The sequence below is a fragment of the Ruegeria sp. BC2 genome (assembly GCF_056539245.1).
Genome location: NZ_JBQFUQ010000006.1, coordinates 79,462 through 101,454, shown reverse-complemented (window position 1 = coordinate 101,454; position 21,993 = coordinate 79,462). Strand labels below are relative to the sequence as shown.

The window sequence follows — 21,993 nt, the reverse complement described above, 5'->3', positions numbered from 1 at the left end:
CCAGACCGCTCATTCGCGGTGCCCGTGGAAAGGAAATGATGCCCGCTCTCTGTCGCGATTGCCTTGCCAGTCTTCACGACGAACGGCGCTGCCCCTCCTGCGGCAGCCCGCGGGTACTGCGACATCCAGAGCTGTTCGACCTGACCATCGCCCATATGGATTGCGACGCGTTCTATGCCTCGGTCGAAAAGCGCGACAACCCCGAACTTGCGGACAAGCCGGTGATCATCGGCGGGGGACGGCGTGGCGTGGTGTCAACGGCCTGCTATGTGGCGCGTATTCGCGGCGTGCGCTCGGCCATGCCAATGTTTCAGGCGCTGAAACTATGCCCCGATGCAGTGGTGATCAAACCGCGCATGTCCGTCTATGTCGAAGTCTCACGACAGATCCGCGCGATGATGGACGAACTGACACCGGATATCGAACCCCTGTCACTGGACGAGGCGTTCATGGACCTGTCAGGCACCCAGCGGCTGCATGGCGCGCCGCCCGCGGTGATGCTGGCACAGCTGGTCAAACGCATGAAAGACGAACTGGGCCTGACCGGCTCGATCGGGCTTTCGCACAACAAGTTTCTGGCCAAGGTGGCGTCCGACCTGGACAAACCGCGCGGGTTTTCCGTGATCGGCAAGGCGGAAACCGCCGAGTTTCTGAACGGCAAGCCGGTGCGGTTGATCTGGGGCATTGGACCGGCTGCGCAGGAGTCACTGGAGCGGGCCGGCATTCGCACGTTCTCGGACTTGCTGCGATGGGATCAAGAGGCCCTCACGGCGCGCTTCGGCTCGATGGGCTATCGGCTGTGGCACCTGGCCAGAGGGCAGGACAAGCGGCGCGTTTCGGCCCACGAGCCGATGAAGTCGATCAGCAATGAAACAACGTTTTTCGAAGACACCGCCAACCCCGACATTCTGGACGGTCACCTTTGGCGCATGGCCGAAAAGGTGGCCGACCGTGCGAAGGCCAAGGGGCTGGCCGGGCGGGTCGTGACGCTGAAGCTCAAGAAGGCCAACCACAAACTGCTGACCCGCCGAGTCTCGTTGCGGGATGCGACACAGATGGCCGACCGCATCTATCGCACCGCCCGCGGGCTGTTCGATCAGGTCGGCGATCAGGGCCCCTATCGTCTGCTGGGTTGCGGATTGTCAGATCTGTGCGCCGAAGATCAGGCCGACATTTCCGGCGACCTGCTGGACCCCGGGGCCACGCAGCGCTCGAAAGCAGAGCGTGCGACCGACGAGATCCGGCGAAAATATGGAACTGATGCAATCGTAAAGGGCCGAGCACTACGGTGACTCTTCCTATTCGGCGGCCAACCGTGCCGGCTGAGAACCAATTCGGGCGATATCCGCGATGACTTCTTCCAGAATATCCCTGAACGCCAAGAAATTGGCGTTGGGCTCGATCGTGTTCTCATTCATGTAGAGCGCCCGGTCGATCTCGATCTGAATCGCATGCTGATGACGGGCGGGACGTCCGTAGGTTTGGGTCACGTACGCCCCTGCAAAGGGCGTGTTGCGGGCCACGGTCAGACCGGCGGACGAAAAGGCCGCTTCGATCTGATCAACAATGACGCCCGATGCCGAGGCACCAAATCGATCCCCCAGCACGATCTCGGGACGGCGCCCCTTGGGGTTCCCGGCCATGGCAACGGCCTCGTGCGGCATCGAGTGGCAGTCGATCAAAATGGCCTGTCCGAACATGTCGATCGATTCGGCCAAAAGAGACTTCAGGCGGGCGTGATAGGGGCGCCAATAAGTGTCGATGCGCAGGCGCGCTTCGTCCATCGTAAGCTTGCCGCTGTAGATTGCGCGACCGTTGGATACGACACGGGGGATCACGCCCAACCCCGATACCACGCGCGGGTTGTGTCCCTGACGGCGCGCGCCCAGAATCAACGCAGGATCCAGTTCCTCGGCGCTGCGATTGAGGTCAAGGAACGCGCGCGGCATCTGTGCCGCAATCAACGGTGCGCCATGGATCGAGGCGGAAGCGAACAGTTGATCGACAAAGGCATCTTCGGAAGAGCGAATCACATTGCGGTTCAGAACCGAACGATCCAGAAAGCCCGGCAAATAGTTCCGGCCGCTATGTGGCGAAGAAAAAACAACGCACGACGTGCGTTCTGCGGGCATTTCCAAAGCGTATGCGGCGCTGTGCATGGCCTCTCCTTCTTTGCCGATAACATAGACCGGAAAATTGTTGGACCAAACCCCTTGAACCCCTTCGCGACTCCTTTTATAGACCCCTCCACCGGCGCGGAGATCCGCGCCCCGTTTCGTTATGGGGTAGGATACGCAAAGGGAAAGTGGGCGGTTAGCTCAGCGGTAGAGCACTTCGTTGACATCGAAGGGGTCACAAGTTCGATCCTTGTACCGCCCACCATCGTTTCACTGTTTCGGGTCTAACCCGAGGCACCCGCTAACCCAGGCGCTGGCCACGTCCTTGATGAAGGCGCCGCAGAATTGGAGAGAGACCATGAAGGTCAAGAACTCGCTCCGCTCGCTCAAGAACCGGCACCGCGACTGCCGGGTTGTGCGTCGCAAAGGCCGCGTCTATGTGATCAACAAGACGCAGCGCAAGTTCAAAGCTCGTCAGGGCTGAGAACGGCAAATCGCTGTTTCAAAGAACCGCGCCCCCGGGCGCGGTTTTTTTTGTGCCGCGCGCCGAGACTGACCGTTCGTGTTAGGCTGTCGAAAACAGCCGGGAGCGCGAAACGGATGAAACACTCTTGCATCGACATACTGGTGGGCACCACCAAGGGTGCCTTCGTGATCATCGGAGACCCGGATCGCGCGTCTTGGCGCGTTACGGGTCCGCATTGCGGCGGCTGGCCCATCAACCACGTCGTCGGAGATGACGAAACCGGGACACTTTGGGCCGGCGGCGGCGGCGACTGGCACGGAGCCGGCGTCTGGCGCTCCGAGGATGGGGGCCAGAGCTGGGAGGTCACCAAGCTCACACAGGGGCAGCAGGACGAGTGGGCCGCAAACGATCCCGACTTTGCCGAGTTGATCGGTTGGACCGGGGAAGTAGCACCGTTCGGCGATGAGTTCTCGCAGATCTGGTCGCTGCATTTTTCAGGCGGCGCATTGTACGCGGGAACAAAACCGGCGCGGCTGTTGGTCAGTTCGGATGCTGGGCAGACCTGGGAAACGGTCAATGGCCTGACCGATCACCCCTCAGCCGAAGACTGGTCACCGGGGGCCGCAGGCTTGGTGCTGCACACGATCGTTTCCGATCCAGACGATGCGCAAAAGCTGTGGGTGGGCATATCGGCGGCCGGAGTATTCGCCTCGGAAGACGGCGGCACTACGTGGGAGCGGCGCAACCGGCTGTCGAACGCCGAAAGTTGCGGCCATCACAACCATCCGGCCGCGCCGCGGGACGGTCAAATCGGTCATTGCGTACACAACATGGTCCGGGCGCCCGGCACCAAAGGGCTGCTGTATCAACAGAACCATCATGGTGTCTGGCGTTCGTCCGATGACGGGCGCAGCTGGGACGATATCTCGGGCGGGTTGCCGTCGACCTTTGGATTCCCAATCCACGTCCATCCCCACGATCCCAATACGATCTGGACCATTCCCCTGAATGGAGACAGCATCGGACGGTATCCGCCGGATGCGGCAGCGGCGGTCTGGAAATCGACCGATGGTGGCCAAAGCTGGACCGCTTGTCGCGAAGGGCTGCCGCAGACCAGCTGCTTTTTCACTGTTCTGCGCCAGGCGATGGCAGGAGATTGTCGTGACCCTGCGGGTGTCTATTTCGGAACCAACAGCGGCTCGGTGTTTGCAAGCGCCGACGAAGGCGAAACCTGGACCGAGATCGCCAGGCATCTGCCGACCATTTTGTCGGTCGAGACAATTCAACGCGCGCGCTAACCATCCCAGCCCGGCGCACCCAAACACGCTGCGGCAAATTAGACCAAGTAATTTTGTCGGATTTTCTTGCATCCCGCCCGAAATCGTTTAATTGAGCAAATCAGTCGGGAAATACCCCGCTCATGAGATTCGACAACCGGGACATCCACAGATGAAAACCACGAGCTTTATCGCCGCCGCACTGTCGGCCCTGATCGCCGGATCGGCCGCCGCTGAAGGCGAGCTGAACCTGTACTCCTCGCGCCACTACGACACCGACGAGCGTCTCTACACCGATTTCGAAGAAGCCACCGGCATCAAGATCAACCGCATCGAAGGCAAGGCCGACGAGCTGATCGCACGGATGGAAGCGGAAGGCGCGAACTCGCCCGCCGACATCCTGCTGACCGTTGACACCTCGCGCTTGGCACGGGCCAAGAACGCGGGCTTGCTGCAGGCGGTCGACAGCGACGTTCTGGAAGAGCGCATCCCCGCCAACCTGCAGGACGAAGACAACCAGTGGTTCGGCTTCTCGCAGCGCGCGCGCATCATCTTCTACGACAAGAATGACGTGACCAACCCGCCGGCCACCTACCTGGATCTGGCCGACCCTGAATACAAAGGGCTGGTTTGCATCCGGTCGTCCAGCAACACCTACAACCAGACCCTGCTGGCCTCGATCATCACCCATCATGGTGCCGAAAAGGCCAAAGAATGGGCCGAGGGCGTCGTGGCCAACATGGCGCGTGAACCTCAGGGCGGCGACACCGATCAGCTGCGTGGAATCGTGTCCGGTGAATGCGAAATCGCCGTGTCGAACTCGTACTACTTTGCACGTGCCCTGCGCAAAGACGTCAAGGGCCTGTCGGACAGCGTCGACATGATCGGAATTCAATTCCCCGCGCAGGATGCCGAAGGCGCACACATGAACCTGTCGGGTGCGGGCGTCGCGGCCCATGCCCCGAACAAGGACAATGCGGTCAAGTTCCTGGAATACCTCGCCAGCGATCAGGCACAGGTCTACTTCTCGAACGGCAACGATGAATTCCCCGCCGTCCAAGGTGTTGAGCTGGCCGAGAACGTGGCCGCTCTGGGTGAATTCAAGGCCGATGAAGTGAACCTGTCTGAAGTCGCCAAGAACATCCCCGAGGCCCAGAAGATCTTCAACGAGGTTGGCTGGAAGTAAGCCGACATCATATCGAGCAGTTGAAGGGGCGCAGCACAGGCGCCCCTTTTTATTTGATTTATTTCTGCTACATTTCTCATTATCGAAACTGATTCTCGGATATGAGAAATGCTAGACAACCTGTCCAGCCGCCTCGCGCGCCATCTGAGCGACCTGCGCCGCAGCCGGGGCTGGTCGCTTGAACAACTCGCGCAGGCCAGCGGGGTCAGCCGGGCCACCCTGTCGCGCATGGAGAAGGCCGAGGTCAGCCCGACGGCCGAGAATCTTGGCCGATTATGCGCAGCCTACGGGCTTCCTATGTCGCGCCTGTTGATGATGGTCGAGGACAGCTTCGACCCCAAGGTTCCTTACGAACGGCAGATCGAATGGCGCGACCCCGAAACCGGGTTCACGCGCCGGTCGGTGTCGCCCCCCTCGGCGGGGCTGACGGGCGAGGTTCTGGAATGTCACCTCCCACCCGGCACAACGATCACCTATGACGCACCGCCTCGTCCCGGGCAGGAACATCACTTGATCGTGCTGGATGGCGCACTGACCCTGACCGTTGATGGAACGTCCCATGCGCTGAACGGGGGTGATTGCCTGCGTTATCATCTGTCAGGCGCGACCCGTTTTGAAACCGAGGCGTCCCGCGGCGCCCGCTACATCCTGGTGCTGATATGATTACACGCCTGACCGAAACGACTTTTGACCAGGCGGTGGAGGATCTGGCGGATATCCTGCATGGCTGCGTGCATGCCGGCGCCAGTATAGGGTTCATTCTGCCATTTTCCCATGACGCCGCGCGCGCCTATTGGCAGGAGCGCGTGCGCCCGGCGCTGTCAGCCGGAGATCTGGATCTTTTCGTGGCCTATGGCGACGGACGCATCCAAGGGACGGTTCAGCTGATTCCGGCTGCGATGCCCAACCAGCCGCACCGCGCCGATGTGGCCAAGCTGCTGGTGCATCCCGACGCACGGCGGCGCGGGCTGGGCCGCGCCTTGATGCACGCCCTGCAAAAGCGCGCCACCGAACTGGGCAGAACCCTTTTGGTGTTGGACACGCGCAGCACGGACCCGTCGCGCATCCTGTACCAGAGCCTGGGCTTTGAAACTGCCGGAGAGATTCCCGGCTATTGCCGCAACCCGTTCGAACCCGTGTTCGAACCCACCACCTACATGTACAAGGCGCTGGGCTAACGCAGCACCAGGTCGGCCGCGCCCGAGTTCTGCACCACGCGCCGGGCGTTGGGAATGTCATTGGCGAAGGCTCGGCTCTCGGCTTCGTCGCGCGGCAGGCCCAGCCCTATCCAACGGTCCAGCAACCGCGCCTCGAGCGTCGGCAGGGGCACGTCCAGAAACACGGTCAGCGCCCACAGATCGCTCAGATCGTTCCATCCCGGTTCGTCCAGCAGGAGATAATTTCCCTCCACGATCACCACCTTCTGGTCGCGGGTCACGAACGAACAGGCGGCGATGGACTTGTCGAGCACGCGGTCGAACTCGGGCACGGCGACCTCGTCTTCGGCCTGAAGGCGACGCAACAAGGCGTGAAAGCCCGGCAGGTCGAATGTCTCGGGCGCACCCTTGCGCGGTAGCAGATCGCGTGCCGTCAGGATCTGGTTGTCATAGTGGAAACCATCCATCGACAGCAGCCCGGTCGGAATGCCGCGCCCCTGCAGCGCCTGTTGGGCAAGAGCGGCCACGGTGGATTTCCCCGCACCCGGCGGCCCGGCTACGGCAACAAGCTGACGCGCCTCGCCGTCCGCCAGCCCGGCTGCGGCGTCGGCGATCCGCTCGGCCAGCGCCTGCGGCGATGACCCTTCGGTCGTCATGCCGCGCGATCCTGTTCCGGCGGCTCTTTGGCGCCCGTCATGAAGGCCACGGCATCGGACATGGTGTAGTCCTTGGGGTCGATCACGCAGAGCCGCTTGCCAAGCCGATGCACATGGATGCGGTCGGCCACTTCGAACACATGGGGCATGTTGTGGCTGATCAGAATGATCGGAATGCCACGCGATTTCACGTCCTGGATCAGCTCCAGAACCCGCCGACTTTCCTTGACGCCAAGCGCCGCGGTGGGTTCATCAAGGATGATGACTTTGGATCCGAACGCCGCCGCCCGGGCCACGGCCACACCCTGACGCTGTCCACCCGACAGGGTCTCGACCGCCTGGTTGATGTTCTGGATCGTCATCAGCCCCAGTTCGTTCAGCTTGTCGCGGGCGAACTTCTCCATCGCCGGGCGGTCGAGCATCCGAAACACCGAACCCAACGGTCCTTTGCGCCGGATCTCGCGCCCCATGAACATGTTGTCGGTGATCGACAGGGCGGGCGACATGGCCAACGTCTGATAGACCGTTTCGATCCCGGCTTCGCGCGCGTCTATGGGCGAGTGGAAATCGACCTTTCGCCCTTCCAGCCAGATCTCGCCCTCATCCGGGGCGACGGCACCGGAAACCGCCTTGATCAGGGTCGATTTACCAGCGCCGTTGTCGCCGATCACGGCCAGGATTTCGCCCGGCATCAGATCGAAATCGCAATGATCCAGTGCCGTGACCCGGCCATAGCGTTTGACCAGATTGCGCCCTTTGAGAATGGGTTCCATCACGCTGCTACCTTTCTGATCCACTGGTCCACGGCCACGGCGGCGATGATCAGCATACCGATAAGAAGGAAAGTCCACTGCGCATCCGCGCCCAACAACCGCAGGCCGAGGGTGAACACGCCAACGATCAGCGCCCCGAACAACGAGCCCAGGATCGACCCGCGCCCCCCGAACAATGAAATGCCTCCGATCACGACGGCGGTGATGCTTTCGATGTTGGCCAACTGCCCCGAGGTGGGCGAGACCGAGCCGATGCGCCCGATCAGCGCCCAGCCGGCAAAGGCGCAGATCAGCCCCGACAGCATGTAGACCGACATCAGCGTGCGATGCACATTTACGCCCGACAGCTCGGCGGCCTCGGGGTCGTCGCCCACGGCATAGACATGGCGCCCCCACGCGGTATGCCGCAGCGCATAGGCCAGCACCAGAATCAGCACCAGCATGAAGATCACCCCGACTGTGAACACCGCCCCGCCGACATTGAACTTGGCGCCGAACAGCTGAAGGATCGGGGCGTTGGCCTCGATTTCCTGCGACCGGATGGTTTCATTCTGCGAATACAGGAAGTTGGCGGCCAGAACGATCTGCCACATGCCCAGGGTCACGATGAAGGGCGGCAACTTGACCCGGCTGACCAGGAAACCATTCACCGCGCCGATGGCGGTCCCGATGGCCAGACCGCACAGGATCGCCACCGTGGGCGGCAGCCCATAGCGGAAGGTGAACTGGCCCATCACCACCGAGGACATGACCATGATCGCGCCCACGCTAAGATCGATCCCGGCGGTCAGGATCACAAGACTCTGGGCGGCGGCGACGATGCCGACGATCTGCACCTGTTGCAGGATCAGGGTCAGTGCGAATGGCGAAAAGAACTTGGCCCCAAGCAAGGCGCCGAAAATCAGGATCGCCGCGACCAGAACGATCAGCGGCACCAGCGACGGGTTCACATGCAGAAAGTGTTGGACCGTCCCCATGAAACCGCGGTGGTGATCTTCGAATTCGGCAACTTGTTCCGGGCTGCCTTTGGCCGCGGCTTCGAAGTCGTCGGACTGTCTCGATGTGTCGGACATCAGTGAGGTTCCCCCATGCGTCAAGCTCCCGTCTTGGGGCGACTCTAGCAAAATTTCGGGTGAGGTCGTGGTTCAATTCAAGGGCCGCGCGCTGCGGCCCCTGAAGGGTTCAGATCAGCCCCAGCAGAGGTCCATGCCCTCTTTGACCGAGATCGACTCGACGCCATCGGCCGGCTTGTCCGTCACCAGCGCAACACCGGTATCATAGAAATCCTTGCCGGGTGTGTTCTCGGGCTTCACGCCCTCGTCGGCCCATTTCTTGACCGCTTCGACGCCAAGCGACGCCATCAGCAGCGGGTATTGCTGCGAGGTCGCGCCGATCACTCCGTCGGCCACGTTCTGCACACCGGGGCAGCCACCGTCGACAGATACGATCAGCACGTCGTTTTCGCGGCCGATAGCCTTGAGCGCCTCATACGCGCCGGCGGCGGCCGGCTCGTTGATAGTGTAGACGACGTTGACCATCGGGTCCTTGGCCAGAAGGTTCTCCATGGCTTTGCGGCCACCCTCTTCGTTCCCGGCGGTGACGTCATGGCCCACGATGCGCGGGTCGGTTTCGTCGCCCCATTTGTTCGGGTCGCCCAGGTCGATGCCGAACCCCTGCAGGAAGCCCTGATCGCGCAGCACCCCGACCGAGGGCTGGCTGACAGCCAGATCCAACATCGCGATCTTCGCATTCTGGGCTTCGTCTCCCAGCGTGGCCGCGGCCCATTTGCCGATCAGTTCGCCCGCCAGAAAGTTGTCGGTTGCAAAAGTCGCGTCCGCCGAGTCGATCGGTTCGAGCGGTGTATCCAGCGCGATGACCAGCACACCGGCGTCGCGCGCCTGCTGGACGGCCGGAACGATCGACGAGGTATCGGACGCGGTCAACAGGATACCCTTGGCGCCGTCCAGAATGCAGGTCTCGATCGCCTGCACCTGAGTCTCATGGTCGCCGTCGATCTTGCCGGCAAACGCCTTGAGCGTCATGCCCAACTCTTCGGCCTTGGCGGTGGCCCCCTCTTTCATCTTCACGAAGAAGGGGTTGGTGTCGGTTTTGGTGATCAGGCAGACCGTGTCCTGCGCGGCGGCAGCGCCTGCCATGGCTGTAAAGGCCAGCGCGGTCGCGCCAGCAAATGCTGAAATCTTCAAGGCTTTTCCTCCCAATATCTCCGATACCCGACGGGCATCTAAGGAATCCGAACGGATTTCTTCCGGCTCCCATGTGTCAAACCATCCGGTGATTCTCGGGTTCTGTCAATAAATAAATCACTCTTATTTATTATTGACACTGGGTAGGCGCATCCACATTCTTGACTGAAGGAGGAGCGGCCCGTGCCCGACGAACAATCAGCGCAAAGCCATCCGCCCGAGCGCGTTTCGACCGTGCGCGGGACGAACCAAAGTGGCATGCGCGCCCACAACGAACGACTGGTGCTGTCACTGGTCCGCCGACACCAGGCGCTCGCCAAATCGGAGCTGGCCCGCATGACCGGATTGTCGGCGCAGACTGTCTCGGTGATCATGCGCCAACTGGAAAGCGATGGGTTGCTGCTGAGGGGCGAGCCACAACGTGGCAGGGTTGGGCAACCCTCCGTGCCAATGCGCCTGAATCCGGATGGGGCCTATTTTCTGGGGCTGAAGGTCGGCCGCCGCAGCACCGAGCTGGTATTGACCGATTTCCTGGGCAAAGTACGGGATCGCGCGCGAGAGACCTATGACTATCCCACCCCCGGTGCGACATTGGATTTCGCCACGGGCACATTGGACCGGATGATGCACCAGATGCCGGAAGCATCGCGTGACCGGGTTGCCGGGTTGGGCATTGCGATGCCCTTCTATCTCTGGGATTGGGCGCAGACCCTGAATGTCCCACAAGAAAGGATGGATCCATGGCGCTCAGCCGATCTGCAAGCCAGTCTTTCCCAAGCGCGAGACATCCCCGTCTATTTGCAGAATGATGCCACCGCGGCTTGCGGGGCAGAGTTGGTGTTCGGGCCATCCGAAAGGCCGCGGAACTTTCTGTATTTCTACATGGGGTACTTCATTGGCGGGGGAGTCGTCCTGAACGGCGTCATTTTTTCCGGGCGCGGGAATGCAGGCGCCTTGGGTCCGTTGCCGGTTCCCGTCGGCTCGGGCGAAGTCAAACCCCTGATCGATGTCGCCAGCCTGTGCGTGCTTGAGCAGAAGCTTGTCGCCGCAGGGCTGGATCCCTTCCACATGTGGGAGACCCCGGACCATTGGGACATGCCGGACACGCTTCTCGAAGCATGGATGGACGAGGCCGCGAAAGGTCTGGCCTATGCGATCCTGTCTTCCTGCAGCCTGATCGACTTTGGAACGGTGAAAATCGACGGCTGGATGCCCGAGAGCGTTACCGCGCGCTTGATCGAACGTGTCGAGACGCATCTCTCCCGGTTGAACTTTACCGGGCTCGAGCAGCCCTCGGTTCTGGCCGGGTCGGTGGGTCCGGATGCCCGCGCCCTGGGGGCAGCCAGCCTGCCTCTGTCGGACAGATATCTTGTCGAAACCTGAGCGACAGCCGCGAACCTCCAAGAGTATTGGCGAGGTTTCGCCTGACGAACGATCACAAAGCCCCCGCCAACCCTTCCCCGTACAGACGGTCTAAGATATCACAGACACGGCGCCAGCACTGTTTGGCGGGCTGCAGGTACCACGTGTTCAGAATGAGGTTCTATCATTGAAACTGCGTCACCTTTTACCCGCCCTTATCGCATGTTCAGCCCTCCCCTTTGCGGCCAGTGCGCAATCATCTGACGCCGATGGCGCAGGGTTGTCACTGGAACTCAACGCGGCGCAGGATGTAGGGCAGGCCTGTCGGCTGTCATTTCTGATCACCAACGAAACCGGACAGGCGATCGACAAAGCCGTTTTCGAAACCGTGATCTTCGACACGCAGGGTTCGGTGATCAAACTGTCATTGTTCGATTTTCGGGATTTGCCGCAGGACCGCCCGCGTGTGCGCCAGTTCGACCTGCCTGACAGACCATGCGCAACGGTCGGGCGCGTTCTGATAAACGGAGCCAGTTCCTGCGTAACAGGCGGTTCCGAGAGTGATCTTTGCAATTCGGCCCTGTCGGTGACCAGCCGCTTGGAAATGGAGCTTTTGGGATGAACATCTTCAACGCGCTTGGCCAGATCCTTGCATTGGGCGGGCCAGTAGTGGCGATCCTTCTTGTGATGTCGATCCTGACCGTGGCGGTATCGATCTACAAGCTCTGGCAGTTTGCGGCCTGTGGCGTCGGCCGCCATAGGGTGCTGTCCCAGGCATTGGCGGCCTGGGATGCCGGAGACCACGACACTGCGCGCGAGCGTCTGGCCGCCAGCAGCAGCTACCTTGCCCCGATCGTGGGTGCGGCAATGAACGCCCCGGATACGGCGGGGCTGGACGAACGGCTGGACGCCGAAGCCGGACTGGCGTTGGCCGGGCTCGAGCGCGGTTTCCGGCTTTTGGATACGGTCGCGCAGTTGGCCCCCTTGCTGGGGTTGTTCGGCACGGTTCTGGGCATGATCGAAGCGTTCCAAAGCCTGCAGACGGCCGGGGCCGGAGTGGATCCGTCTTTGCTGGCTGGTGGGATCTGGGTTGCGCTGGTTACGACGGCGGTGGGTCTGGCGGTTGCGATGCCCACATCCATGGTCCTGTCCTGGTTCGAAAGCCGCACCGCGCGCGAGCGGGTGTTCGCAGACAAGGCCTTGCGCACGATTCTCGTACCGACCCAGGCGCTGCCTACAGCAACGACAAGCACCGCGTTTGTCGCCGCGCCGGGACATGCGTAACGCGGCCCCATTTGTTCGGCGCGCCATGTCGATGACACCGCTCATCGACGTGATTTTTCTGCTTTTGCTGTTCTTCATGCTAACGTCGACCTTTTCGACATTCGGAGAAATTCAACTCAGCAGCGCAGCCGCGGGCCCATCAGAGCCCAGCGCCCCGTCGGATCGCGCATTTGTGCAATTGGGGGCGAACCGCGTGGTGCTGAACGGAGCACCGCTCTCGCTGGATGAATTGGCACAGGCACTGCAGCCCGGGCAGGTGCTGGTCAGTCTTGACGGCGACGTCAACGCCCAACGGCTTGTTGACTTTCTGGTGAAATTGCGCGGCCTCGATGGTCTGTCGGTAACGGTTCTGGAGTGACGCCATGATCCGCCACGACCGCCCAAGCCGCAAGCGCGACTCGACCATCCCGTTGATCAACGTGGTCTTTCTGATGCTGATCTTCTTTTTGATCGCCGGAACCGTTGCTCAACCGTTGGACCCGGACTTGGAACTGGTCAACACATCCGATCTGGATGGCCGCGAACCACCCGATGCTCTGGTTCTTCACGCTGACGGGACGCTCAGCTTTCGTGGAACACCGACGGATCCGCAGACCTACATGACCGGCCGGGGGGAAGAACCCGTGCGGATCGTGCCTGACCGGAACGTTTCCGGGGCACGCCTGATCGAAGTCACCGGCGCCTTGCGCCGTCTCGGCGCCACCGCAGTCTTTGCGGTGACCGAACGGGCGCTCGAATGATCCGGGAATCTCTGTTTGTCGCGGCTCTGGCCGTTTTGCTTTCGGTGCTGTTCCACCTTTTCCTGCTGCTGCCAGCCGCCCGGGACCCTGCGGAACCTGCGACGGCCGGACCGCAACCGGACACGGTTGCCTTGGGCAACGCGTTCGAAGATCTGGCGGAAACCGCGACCCCGCCCGAGCCGCCGACCCCCGCAGAAGAGCCCGAGCCCGATGTCGAACAGCCGACAGAGCCGGACCGGGCCGAAATACCGGTCAGCGAAACACTGGTCGCCTCGTCGGACCCGCAAAAAGTCAACTCGCCTGATATCGGACAAACCTACCCGGTGCAGCCTGATCAGCCCGTTCCGGAAATCGTTGAGCCGGCGGACTCGGCCGAAGGTGATCGGCAGGCCGCCGATGAGGTCGACGAAACACCGCCCGTCCAAGCCGAAACGCAGTCCGCAGCGGCGCCCGAAGCACCGGTCGAACCCACAGAGGCCCCGGTTTCGGAACCAGAGCAACTGGCTGCCCTGCCTGCCCCCTCACTGGTTCCGGAGCCTTCAGTGCCGGCAGAGGAGCAGCAACCGGTAGAAAGCGACACCGAAGACGGCGTCTCGGATCTGGCGGTTGCAACATCGATCCGCCCGCGCCTTCCGGACCGGACCCCTGCTCCGGCCCCTGTACCCGACCAAAGGGCCAGCCGGCTGGACAGTTTTGACAACCTGCGATTTCCCAACAAGCAGATCGACTCGCCGCTGACGACCTATCGCCGACAGGGGGTCGATGCCTTTACCCGAGGAGGCAACTCCAATCAGTCCGGCGGTCGAGGCCCAGGCAACTCGAATGTCACCAATTACGCCGGGCAGGTTCTTGTCCACCTCAACAGAACTCCGCCAGTCTATGTCTCGGTTCGCGGCTTTGCCAAAGTCTTCTTTGAAATCAATCCGGACGGAACACTGGCCTGGGTCGATATTATCGACAGTTCCGGCTCAACCGAGGTCGACAGGGCCGCCAAGGAACAGGTCCGCCGCGCATCGCCTTTCCCGAAACCTCCGGGCGGGGTCAGCCGGAAGCTGTCGTTCTACTTTCAGAACGGCTAATCGGGCCTTTGCTGCGCTAGCCCGAAGCAACTGGGCGCAATCAGTCAGTCCTATGGTCTTTCCCACGGAGGCTTCACGCCGATCTCGGTGATCAGAAAATCCATGAAGACCCTTACTTTTGGCGACAATACGTTCGACTTGGGATAGATCAGCCACAGCACGTTGTCTTCCGCCGTCTCATATTCGGGAAGGACATGACGCAACTTGCCCGAGGCAAGCTCTTCCTGAACGCTCCACAGCGAGTTCATCGAGATCCCCGCCCCTGCCACGGTGGCCAGCTTCTGGCTGAGACCGTCATCCATGATCAATGGACATTTCGTGGCTCCGGGATCGAAACTTGCAACAGCTCCCCGGGCAGTTTTCAGCGCCCGGGCCCGGGTGTGGCGAAATGCGATCAGCCGATGATGCACCAGATCATCCGGCGTCTCGGGCTCTCCGTGGGCCGACAGGTAATTCGGTGCCGCGCAGAGGATGCGTTTGTCATCCGCCAGCTTGCGCCCCTTGAGGCTGGTATCGATCAGCGGTGCGTTCCGCAAAGCAAGATCATAGCTACCCTCGATCAGATCAAACTGAGCATCCGACAGACGCAGGTCCAGGGTCACACCCGGATGCTGTTCCTGAAACTTTGCAAGGATTGGAGCAATGTAGAGCTGGGCAAATGTACTGGGCGCAGTAAACCGCAGAGTGCCGGTGGCTTGGGCCGACCCCTGCCCCAAGGCGGCCATGGCCGCATTCTCCTGCGCCAGAATCTCGCGCGCATATGGCAGAAACTCGGCGCCTTCCAGCGACAGCGATACTTTCCTGGTCGAGCGGTGAAGCAACTCGACACCCAGCTGATACTCCAGCTTGGCAAGTCGGGCGCTCGAGACTGCGGGCACCAAACCCAGTTCGCGCCCGGCGGCCGATATGTTCAGCTTGTCCGCTGCAAGAACGAAAAGCCGAAGCGCCTGTGTGTCCATTAGCTTATTATACGAAAAACCCGAAAACTGAAACCTGATATCCGCTGTTTCATCGGATTCTGCAAGTGATATTTCTGGCTCCACGGAAGACAAACCAAATGGAGCCACCAATGTCCGTTCGCCCGAACGTTCAGTCACAGATCCTCGAAGCCTTCAATTTCCGGCACGCGACAAAGGTCTTTGATCCCGACCGCAAGATCAGCGACGCCGATTTCGAAACCATTCTTGAAGCTGGCCGCCTGTCGCCCACCTCTTTCGGGCACGAGCCATTCAAGATTCTTGTCATCCAATCGCCCGACAAACGCGAGCTTTTGCGCGAGTTTTCCTGGGGCGCCAATGGCATGATGAACGGCAGCTCCGGCCAGCTGGGGACAGCCAGCCACTTTGGCATCATTCTGGCCAGCACTGCGGCAACCATGACCGCTGGGTCTGATTATCTGCAGGACCACTATCGCAAGGTCAAACAACTGCCCGAGGACGTCATCGAATTGTTCAACGGTGCGTATGACAAGTTCCAGTCAACCGACCATCGCATCACCACTGAACGCGAGATCACCGACTGGTCCGGCAAACAGGCCTATATCGTTCTGGCCAACATGATGACGACCGCTGCTTTGATGGGTGTCGATTCCTGCCCCATCGAAGGGTTTGACCTGGAACTCACCACCCAGACTCTGGCCGAGCATTTCGGGATGGATACATCGAAATGGAAACCCGCGGTGATGTTTGCCTTTGGGTATCGCGCCAGTGATCCGCAATTCCCCAAGACCCGCCGCCCGATGGCCGAAACCGTGAACTGGTTCTGAGCCAACGTCGAAAAAGCCAGGGGCTGCGTCATCCGCAATTCAGTGAGGGTACAGATGCAACGAACCGGTATCGTAAACTATCACGTTCACAAACCTGAACGGCAGGCGTTCCAACTGGACGCCGGCGGCATTGTCGGCAACCTGATTTCGCCCGAACTGTTGCCGACACAAGTGAGCCTGACTGATACGCGGACATCGGGGCAACCCCTGCGCTTTGACCCCGACGGCGTCGAGTTTCTGAATGCGCCCAGTGCCATCCGCGATTTTTCCGGGGATCAGTGGAAACGGCCCTACGAACACGAGCTCACTCAACTGCTGACCACAAAGATCGGCGTTCGCGAGGTCGTGATCTTTGACCATACCTTGCGCGTGGACGACCCAAAGGCGGCGCGCAAGCCGGCGCGCAATGTCCACAGCGATTACAGCGCGGACGGCGCTCGGCAACGGCTGGAGGATTTGCTAGGCGCCGAGCGGGCGGCCGAGTGGAGCAAAGGGCACTATGCCTTTGTCAATCTCTGGCGGCCGGTCGATCACCCGATCAACAGCGCGCCGCTTGGATTCGTCCGTCCTTCGTCCGTCGACCCCAAAGACTGGATCCTGCTTGACCTGATCTATCCTGACCGCAAAGGGCAGATCATGGGGCTTGTCGGGAATGCACGGCATGACTGGGTCTATCTGTCTCGAATGAGTCCGGATGAAATCGCTATTTTCAACATCTACGACAATCGGGGGTTGCCTTCCGTCGCGCACAGCGCGCTCGATATGGTCGAGGACCCGACCGTCAACACCATCCGGAAAAGCATCGAGACCCGCACTTTGGTGCGGTACTGAGCAAGGAACCGTCATGTTGGACAAAAACCAAAACCTGTCCTTTGCCCCGATCAACAAGGCCTATGGTCAGGTATTTCGACCGGATCAGCTGACGCTAGGGCTGGTATTGCCGCTTGAGGCCTACCCGGTGGGATCCGAGCCGACGATGAAGGGCCACATGAAGGCCGCGCAATTGGCCGAGTCTCTGGGCTTTGCCGCGCTTTGGCTGCGCGACGTGCCATTCAATGTTCCAAGTTTCGGAGACCCCGGCCAGATCTTTGACCCGTTTGTCTATCTGGGTGCACTGGCGACCGCGACGGATCGCATTGCCCTGGGGACCGCCAGCATCGTTTTGCCCCTGCGCCATCCGGCCCATGTGGCAAAGGCAGCCGCGTCGGCGGATGTATTGTCCGATGGCCGTCTGCTGTTGGGTGTGGCGTCCGGCGATCGACCGGAAGAGTATCCGGCAATGCGTCAATCCTTCCCCGATCGCGGTGAACGGTTCCGCGACAGTGTCGACTATATCCGTGCGACGGCAACACCCTATCCCAAGCATGAAAGCCTGCAGGGACATCTGGCCGGCGACATTGACCTTCTGCCAAAACCCTCGGGATCGCGCCTGCCGCTGTTGATCACGGGCGGCAGTCGACAATCCCCGGATTGGGTGGCTGAAAACGGCGATGGGTGGATGACCTATCCGCGCGATGCGGCTTCACAGGGGCGCGCGGTGGCCGATTACCGGAACCGTCTGAAAGCACTGGGGCAACCGGACAAACCGGTGATGCAGTCGCTCTATGTCGACTTGCTGGAAGACCCAAATGCCCCCGCACGCCCAATACATCTGGGGTTCCAGTCGGGTTCGAATTTCCTGCACCGCTGCTTGGCTGAAATCCGTGAGTTGGGGATGAACCACGTCGCCCTGAATCTGCGTTTCAACCAGGCTGCCATCGAACCGACACTCAAACGCCTGGCGGATACGATCTTGCCGGATTTTTCATAAGGAACGGATCACATGACCAAAACCATTCTGATCACTGGCGCAACCGATGGTATCGGACTGCTCACCGCCAAGAAACTGGCGGCTGACGGTCACCGTGTTCTGTTGCATGGGCGGAACTCTGCAAAGCTGGAGGCAGCCGCCCAGAAGGTTGGAGGGCAGCCGGAAACCTACAGCGCCGATCTGTCCGACCTATCAGCCGTGAGGTTTTTGGCGGAGGCCATCCGGTCCAATCACGACCGGCTGGATGTGCTGATTAACAACGCCGGCGTCCTGAAGGCTCCGCAGACCAATCTCGAAAACGGTCTCGATATCCGCTTCGTCGTCAACACGCTCGCGCCTTATCTGCTGACCGAACTTCTGCTTCCGATCATTCCCAAGACTGGCCGCGTCGTGAACCTGTCCTCGGCCGCCCAGGCCCCTGTGGATGTGGATGCTTTGACCGGCAGAACGCGGTTGGCCGATATGAGCGCATATGCGCAAAGCAAGTTGGCAATCACGATATGGACTCGCGAACAGGCCCGCGCCCTGCCCGATGGACCGGCGTTGATCGCGGTGAATCCGGGTTCATTGCTGGCGTCCAAGATGGTCAAGGACGGCTTCGGAGTCGCCGGCAACGACCTCAACATCGGCGCCGACATCCTGATCGACGCCGCACTTAGCGATCGGTTCGCGCAGGCGTCGGGCGCCTATTTCGACAATGACGGCGGTACCTTTGCGGACCCGCACCCCGCGGCGCTGAAGTCCGAACACGCAGCCGACGTCATGAAGGCCATTCAAGACACTATCCGCCACTACGGCTGAGCCGGGCGCACTCCCGCGTCCAGCCAATCCACGCAAACCCTCGCATCTTTGATGACGAGGACAGGAGAGGACTGTCCAATGAAATACGAAAACTTCCAGACCTTCGACGTCGCGGTCGAGAATGCAATCGCCACCGTGACGTTCAACTTCGGAGCGGTCAATGTTCAGGGCCAGGAGATGCTGGCCGACCTCAACAGCCTTGCGATGCGGTTGGAGCGGGACCGGGAAACCAAAGTGGTGATCTTCCAGTCTGCGAACCCCGAAATCTGGGTCTGTCATTACGATACCGAGTTGCTCAAGGATCTTTCGACCGAGGCCGTTTCGCGCGAAGAAGCCCAGCTGCTGGACCTGCAGTCAGTGTGCGAACGGCTGAGCAAGGTCCCGCAGGCAACAATCGCAAAGCTTGAAGGCTTCGCGCGTGGCGGCGGACACGAACTCGCGCTCGCGCTGGACATGCGTTTTGCGGCACGCGGGAAGTTCAAGTTCATGCAGATGGAAGTTGGCATGGGTATCCTGCCCTGCGGCGGCGGAGCTTCTCGCATGGCGCGCCAAACCGGACTTGGCCGGGCATTGGAAATCATCCTGAGTGCGCAGGACTACGATGCCGACGATGCCGAGCGCATAGGCACCATCAACAAGGCGCTGGACCCTGACGAGATCGGTCCCTATGTCGATGCTCTGGCCAGGCGCATTGCCCAGTTCCCCGCCGAATCCATCAACGCGTGCAAGCAGATGGTCTACGAATCCATCGACAAACCTATTTCCGAAGCGTTGAGGGCCGAGGCCTATTGGCTGTACCAGGCGACTAGCAAGACGCCGGCGGTCAAACGCTTTCGAATTGCCGATGAACAAGCGCTCGAGCATGATATCGAGAACCAGCGAAACTGGAACGAACTGGTCATGAAGGTGCAAGAAATCACCAACTGATCATTGCCGCTTGATCCGCTGAAATCGGTTTCAGCGGATCAAATCCCGCAGCAGGTTTGGGCGTTCCGACTGCAAGGGAGCGGAGGCACGCAGGTCGCCATACTGCGGTTGTCAAAGAACTCATACGCCCATGTTCCGAAGCCGGCGATAGGCCAAAGGTTAGACGGCAGCAGCACCGACGTCCGGGGCGACCGGGCTGATCTGCGGTGCGCGGCGCTTTTCGGTCGCCAACGCGTGGGATCGAATGTGCCGGAACGACCGACAGGCTTACTGAACACACACCCAAAAAACGTTCAGCGGGTGCCTTCCTTGCGCCAAAAGCAGAAGAAGTGCCCCAGAAACCGGATTGGCGTGGCTCCGAGGTTCGGTGCAACTGGTCTTGAACAACCACGCCTTGAAGCGCGGAGAAAAGTTTCAGCCGCCTCGTAAATCAAAGCCATCAAAGTCGATTGGGTCTCTTGGATCACTTGCGCGTTTCCGCCCGAAATCCTGAAAACCGCAAATGCCCCGACAAAACCGCCAGTTTTGTGATAGGTTACTCGGTATTAACAAAAAATTTGGGAGGACGAAAATGAAATACAAAACAAGATCAACGATAATGGCGGCCTTGTTTGCTGCAGCCGCCACAGCCGTTTCCGCACAAGATGATCCCCCCATGAACTTCCTGATAATTTGGGGAGATGACATTGGATTTTGGAATATCAGTGCCTACAACCATGGCATGATGGGGTATCAGACACCCAACATCGACCGCATAGCCAAAGAAGGCGCGCTATTTACTGATTGGTACGGTGAGCAGTCCTGCACCGCAGGACGAGCAGCCTTTATCACGGGACAATCTCCCATCCGCACGGGTTTGACCAAGGTCGGCCTACCCGGCGCGCCCGAGGGCATGCCCGTCGAAGACCCAACCATCGCCGGGCTGCTCAAAAACCATGGTTACATGACTGGCCAGTTCGGCAAAAACCATTTGGGTGACCGTGACGAGCACCTACCCACAAACCATGGTTTCGATGAGTTTTTCGGAAACCTTTACCATCTCAACGCAGAAGAAGAGCCCGAAAACCCTGACTACCCCAAGGATGAAGCCTTCAGGGAAAACTTCGGCCCGCGCGGGGTGATCAAGTCGACCGCTGATGGCTCGATCGAGGATACCGGGCCGCTTACGAAAAAGCGCATGGAAACCGTTGACGAAGAAGTCACAGCCAGCGCGTTGGATTTCATGGATAGAGCCGTCGAACAGGACAAACCTTTCTTCCTTTGGTGGAATTCAACCCGCATGCACATTTTCACGCATCTGAAGGAAGAGTCCGAGGGAGTGACGGGACTTGGAGTTTATCCCGATGGCATGGTCGAGCATGATGGGCATGTCGGCGTACTGCTTGATAAACTTGATGAGCTCGGAATCGCCGACAACACCGTCGTAATGTATTCAACCGACAACGGAGCGGAGACGTTCACGTGGCCGGATGGCGGTACGACACCCTTCCGCGGTGAGAAAAACACGCAGTGGGAAGGTGGCTATCGCGTCCCGACGGTCATCAAGTGGCCGGGCGTCATCGAGCCGGGATCGAAGGTCAATGGCGTAGTATCGCACACGGATATGTTGCCTACCATTCTGGCTGCGGTCGGTGAGCCAGACATCAAAGAAAAGCTGCTCGATGGTGGCGTTGAAGCGATCGGTCGCCAATACAAGGCCCATCTTGACGGCTACAATCTTCTGCCGTCGCTCTCAGGTGAAACGGATGAGTGGCCGCGCAGCGAGTTCATCTATTGGACGGATGATGGCAGCGTCGCCGCCTTGCGATACGAACAGTACAAAGTGACATTCCTGAAGCAGAATGCGCATGGGCTTGATGTATGGCTCTCACCGTTTGAAGTCTTGCGCGCACCGATGCTGGCAAACCTCCGCAGCGATCCGTTCGAGCGAGCAGAAGAAGAGAACGCTATGGGATACCAGCGCTGGTTCCTCGAGCATATGTTCGCGATAGCTCCGGCCTCCGCCTTCGTTGGGCAATGGCTACAAAGCTTCGAGGAATTTCCGCCAAGGCAAAAGCCCGGCAGCTTCAACCTCGACAACGTCATGGAGGAACTCACAAGCCGTGCCGGGAACCAATAGCACCAAAGGGACGCCGTGAGCTGTGTTCGCCAGCCTGAATTCGCAGACAACTGTTTGTCGAATTCAGCCTGGTAAATCATCCCCTTGGACTGAAGACCAGCGCAGTCCAAGGGAAAGGATGAACGGCGGCTTGGTTCCGTTTTGCGGGCATTGCGCGCTGCTTGCTGGCCAGAACCCTGAGCGGTTGTTGGAATAACGTGTAGGTGCTGCTCCGCTCTCATTCTGTTGCCGGCCTAACTCAACAAGGCAGCAACTGGCTTTTTGGGATTT

General features: G+C 60.3%; 24 protein-coding genes and 1 tRNA gene. 19 read left to right on the top strand and 6 right to left on the bottom strand.

Features of this window, described 5'->3' with window-relative positions; genetic code table 11:
* Positions 1-38 precede the first annotated feature (38 nt).
* Positions 39-1,292, top strand: coding sequence for a DNA polymerase IV (locus ACR0CU_RS18320; RefSeq protein ID WP_170448937.1), 1,254 nt, complete (start codon positions 39-41; stop codon positions 1,290-1,292).
* 6 nt (positions 1,293-1,298) lie between these two features.
* Here the strand turns inward: ACR0CU_RS18320 and ACR0CU_RS18315 are convergent, their stop codons facing one another.
* Positions 1,299-2,159 carry an N-formylglutamate amidohydrolase gene (locus tag ACR0CU_RS18315; RefSeq protein WP_170392450.1) on the bottom strand — a complete coding sequence of 287 codons (861 nt, stop codon included), beginning with the start codon at positions 2,157-2,159 and terminating at the stop codon, positions 1,299-1,301.
* A gap of 148 nt (positions 2,160-2,307) precedes the next feature.
* Between ACR0CU_RS18315 and ACR0CU_RS18310 the strand changes: the two genes are divergently transcribed.
* From ACR0CU_RS18310 to ACR0CU_RS18285, 6 genes are all read left to right on the top strand, one after another.
* Positions 2,308-2,382, top strand: a tRNA-Val gene (locus ACR0CU_RS18310).
* A gap of 93 nt (positions 2,383-2,475) precedes the next feature.
* Positions 2,476-2,601, top strand: coding sequence for a type B 50S ribosomal protein L36 (gene ykgO / locus ACR0CU_RS18305; protein WP_005648635.1), 126 nt, complete (start codon positions 2,476-2,478; stop codon positions 2,599-2,601).
* Positions 2,602-2,717: 116 nt separating this feature from the next.
* Positions 2,718-3,881, top strand: a complete 1,164-nt coding sequence (locus ACR0CU_RS18300; protein ID WP_480643594.1) for a WD40/YVTN/BNR-like repeat-containing protein — start codon at positions 2,718-2,720, stop codon at positions 3,879-3,881.
* A gap of 151 nt (positions 3,882-4,032) precedes the next feature.
* Positions 4,033-5,046, top strand: a complete 1,014-nt coding sequence (locus ACR0CU_RS18295) for a Fe(3+) ABC transporter substrate-binding protein (RefSeq protein WP_170368099.1) — start codon at positions 4,033-4,035, stop codon at positions 5,044-5,046.
* Between the two features lie 108 nt (positions 5,047-5,154).
* Positions 5,155-5,709 carry a helix-turn-helix domain-containing protein gene (locus ACR0CU_RS18290; RefSeq protein WP_170342880.1) on the top strand — a complete coding sequence of 185 codons (555 nt, stop codon included), beginning with the start codon at positions 5,155-5,157 and terminating at the stop codon, positions 5,707-5,709.
* Positions 5,706-6,224: a GNAT family N-acetyltransferase gene (locus tag ACR0CU_RS18285; protein WP_170436452.1), complete on the top strand. Its 519-nt coding sequence runs from the start codon at positions 5,706-5,708 to the stop codon at positions 6,222-6,224. Before ACR0CU_RS18290 ends, ACR0CU_RS18285 begins: the two co-directional genes overlap by 4 nt.
* Here ACR0CU_RS18285 and ACR0CU_RS18280 read toward each other — a convergent pair.
* The 4 genes from ACR0CU_RS18280 to ACR0CU_RS18265 all read right to left on the bottom strand — a co-directional run bounded on the left by ACR0CU_RS18280 (position 6,221) and on the right by ACR0CU_RS18265 (position 9,788).
* Positions 6,221-6,859, bottom strand: a complete 639-nt coding sequence (locus ACR0CU_RS18280) for a nucleoside/nucleotide kinase family protein (protein ID WP_170436455.1) — start codon at positions 6,857-6,859, stop codon at positions 6,221-6,223. The genes ACR0CU_RS18285 and ACR0CU_RS18280 overlap by 4 nt on opposite strands.
* On the bottom strand, positions 6,856-7,632 hold the full coding sequence (locus ACR0CU_RS18275; RefSeq protein WP_170462165.1) for an ATP-binding cassette domain-containing protein: 777 nt from the start codon (positions 7,630-7,632) through the stop codon (positions 6,856-6,858). Before ACR0CU_RS18275 ends, ACR0CU_RS18280 begins: the two co-directional genes overlap by 4 nt.
* Positions 7,632-8,705 (bottom strand): ABC transporter permease, encoded by a 1,074-nt coding sequence (locus ACR0CU_RS18270; RefSeq protein WP_093965462.1) that lies wholly within the window; start codon positions 8,703-8,705, stop codon positions 7,632-7,634. Before ACR0CU_RS18270 ends, ACR0CU_RS18275 begins: the two co-directional genes overlap by 1 nt.
* A gap of 114 nt (positions 8,706-8,819) precedes the next feature.
* Positions 8,820-9,788: a sugar ABC transporter substrate-binding protein gene (locus ACR0CU_RS18265; protein ID WP_093965461.1), complete on the bottom strand. Its 969-nt coding sequence runs from the start codon at positions 9,786-9,788 to the stop codon at positions 8,820-8,822.
* 306 nt (positions 9,789-10,094) lie between these two features.
* Between ACR0CU_RS18265 and ACR0CU_RS18260 the strand changes: the two genes are divergently transcribed.
* From ACR0CU_RS18260 to ACR0CU_RS18235, 6 genes are all read left to right on the top strand, one after another.
* Positions 10,095-11,219 (top strand): ROK family transcriptional regulator, encoded by a 1,125-nt coding sequence (locus ACR0CU_RS18260; protein ID WP_480643601.1) that lies wholly within the window; start codon positions 10,095-10,097, stop codon positions 11,217-11,219.
* Between the two features lie 259 nt (positions 11,220-11,478).
* Positions 11,479-11,820 (top strand): hypothetical protein, encoded by a 342-nt coding sequence (locus ACR0CU_RS18255; RefSeq protein WP_244952491.1) that lies wholly within the window; start codon positions 11,479-11,481, stop codon positions 11,818-11,820.
* Positions 11,817-12,482, top strand: a complete 666-nt coding sequence (locus ACR0CU_RS18250) for a MotA/TolQ/ExbB proton channel family protein (protein ID WP_170343512.1) — start codon at positions 11,817-11,819, stop codon at positions 12,480-12,482. Before ACR0CU_RS18255 ends, ACR0CU_RS18250 begins: the two co-directional genes overlap by 4 nt.
* A 31-nt stretch (positions 12,483-12,513) precedes the next feature.
* Positions 12,514-12,840, top strand: a complete 327-nt coding sequence (locus ACR0CU_RS18245) for an ExbD/TolR family protein (RefSeq protein ID WP_170343537.1) — start codon at positions 12,514-12,516, stop codon at positions 12,838-12,840.
* Between the two features lie 4 nt (positions 12,841-12,844).
* Entirely contained in the window at positions 12,845-13,222 is a 378-nt protein-coding gene (locus ACR0CU_RS18240; protein WP_170343511.1) for an ExbD/TolR family protein, read from the top strand.
* Positions 13,219-14,301 carry an energy transducer TonB family protein gene (locus tag ACR0CU_RS18235; protein ID WP_170448941.1) on the top strand — a complete coding sequence of 361 codons (1,083 nt, stop codon included), beginning with the start codon at positions 13,219-13,221 and terminating at the stop codon, positions 14,299-14,301. Before ACR0CU_RS18240 ends, ACR0CU_RS18235 begins: the two co-directional genes overlap by 4 nt.
* Positions 14,302-14,351: 50 nt before the next feature.
* Here ACR0CU_RS18235 and ACR0CU_RS18230 read toward each other — a convergent pair whose 3' ends face one another.
* A complete protein-coding gene (locus ACR0CU_RS18230; protein ID WP_170448943.1) occupies positions 14,352-15,260 on the bottom strand; it encodes a LysR family transcriptional regulator in 909 nt (302 codons plus the stop codon).
* 110 nt (positions 15,261-15,370) lie between these two features.
* On the opposite strand from ACR0CU_RS18230, the gene ACR0CU_RS18225 reads away from it, so the two are divergent.
* From ACR0CU_RS18225 to ACR0CU_RS18200, 6 genes are all read left to right on the top strand, one after another.
* On the top strand, positions 15,371-16,066 hold the full coding sequence (locus tag ACR0CU_RS18225; RefSeq protein WP_170448945.1) for an NAD(P)H-dependent oxidoreductase: 696 nt from the start codon (positions 15,371-15,373) through the stop codon (positions 16,064-16,066).
* Positions 16,067-16,120: 54 nt separating this feature from the next.
* The gene (locus ACR0CU_RS18220) at positions 16,121-16,897 is read left to right on the top strand and encodes a CmcJ/NvfI family oxidoreductase (protein WP_170448947.1); all 777 of its coding nucleotides are present in this window, start codon (positions 16,121-16,123) and stop codon (positions 16,895-16,897) included.
* Between the two features lie 13 nt (positions 16,898-16,910).
* Positions 16,911-17,876, top strand: a complete 966-nt coding sequence (locus tag ACR0CU_RS18215; protein WP_170448949.1) for an LLM class oxidoreductase — start codon at positions 16,911-16,913, stop codon at positions 17,874-17,876.
* 12 nt (positions 17,877-17,888) lie between these two features.
* Positions 17,889-18,677, top strand: coding sequence for an SDR family NAD(P)-dependent oxidoreductase (locus ACR0CU_RS18210; RefSeq protein WP_170448951.1), 789 nt, complete (start codon positions 17,889-17,891; stop codon positions 18,675-18,677).
* Between the two features lie 78 nt (positions 18,678-18,755).
* The gene (locus tag ACR0CU_RS18205; protein WP_170448953.1) at positions 18,756-19,604 is read left to right on the top strand and encodes an enoyl-CoA hydratase/isomerase family protein; all 849 of its coding nucleotides are present in this window, start codon (positions 18,756-18,758) and stop codon (positions 19,602-19,604) included.
* A gap of 571 nt (positions 19,605-20,175) precedes the next feature.
* A complete protein-coding gene (locus tag ACR0CU_RS18200; RefSeq protein ID WP_170373386.1) occupies positions 20,176-21,723 on the top strand; it encodes an arylsulfatase in 1,548 nt (515 codons plus the stop codon).
* Positions 21,724-21,993 lie beyond the last annotated feature (270 nt).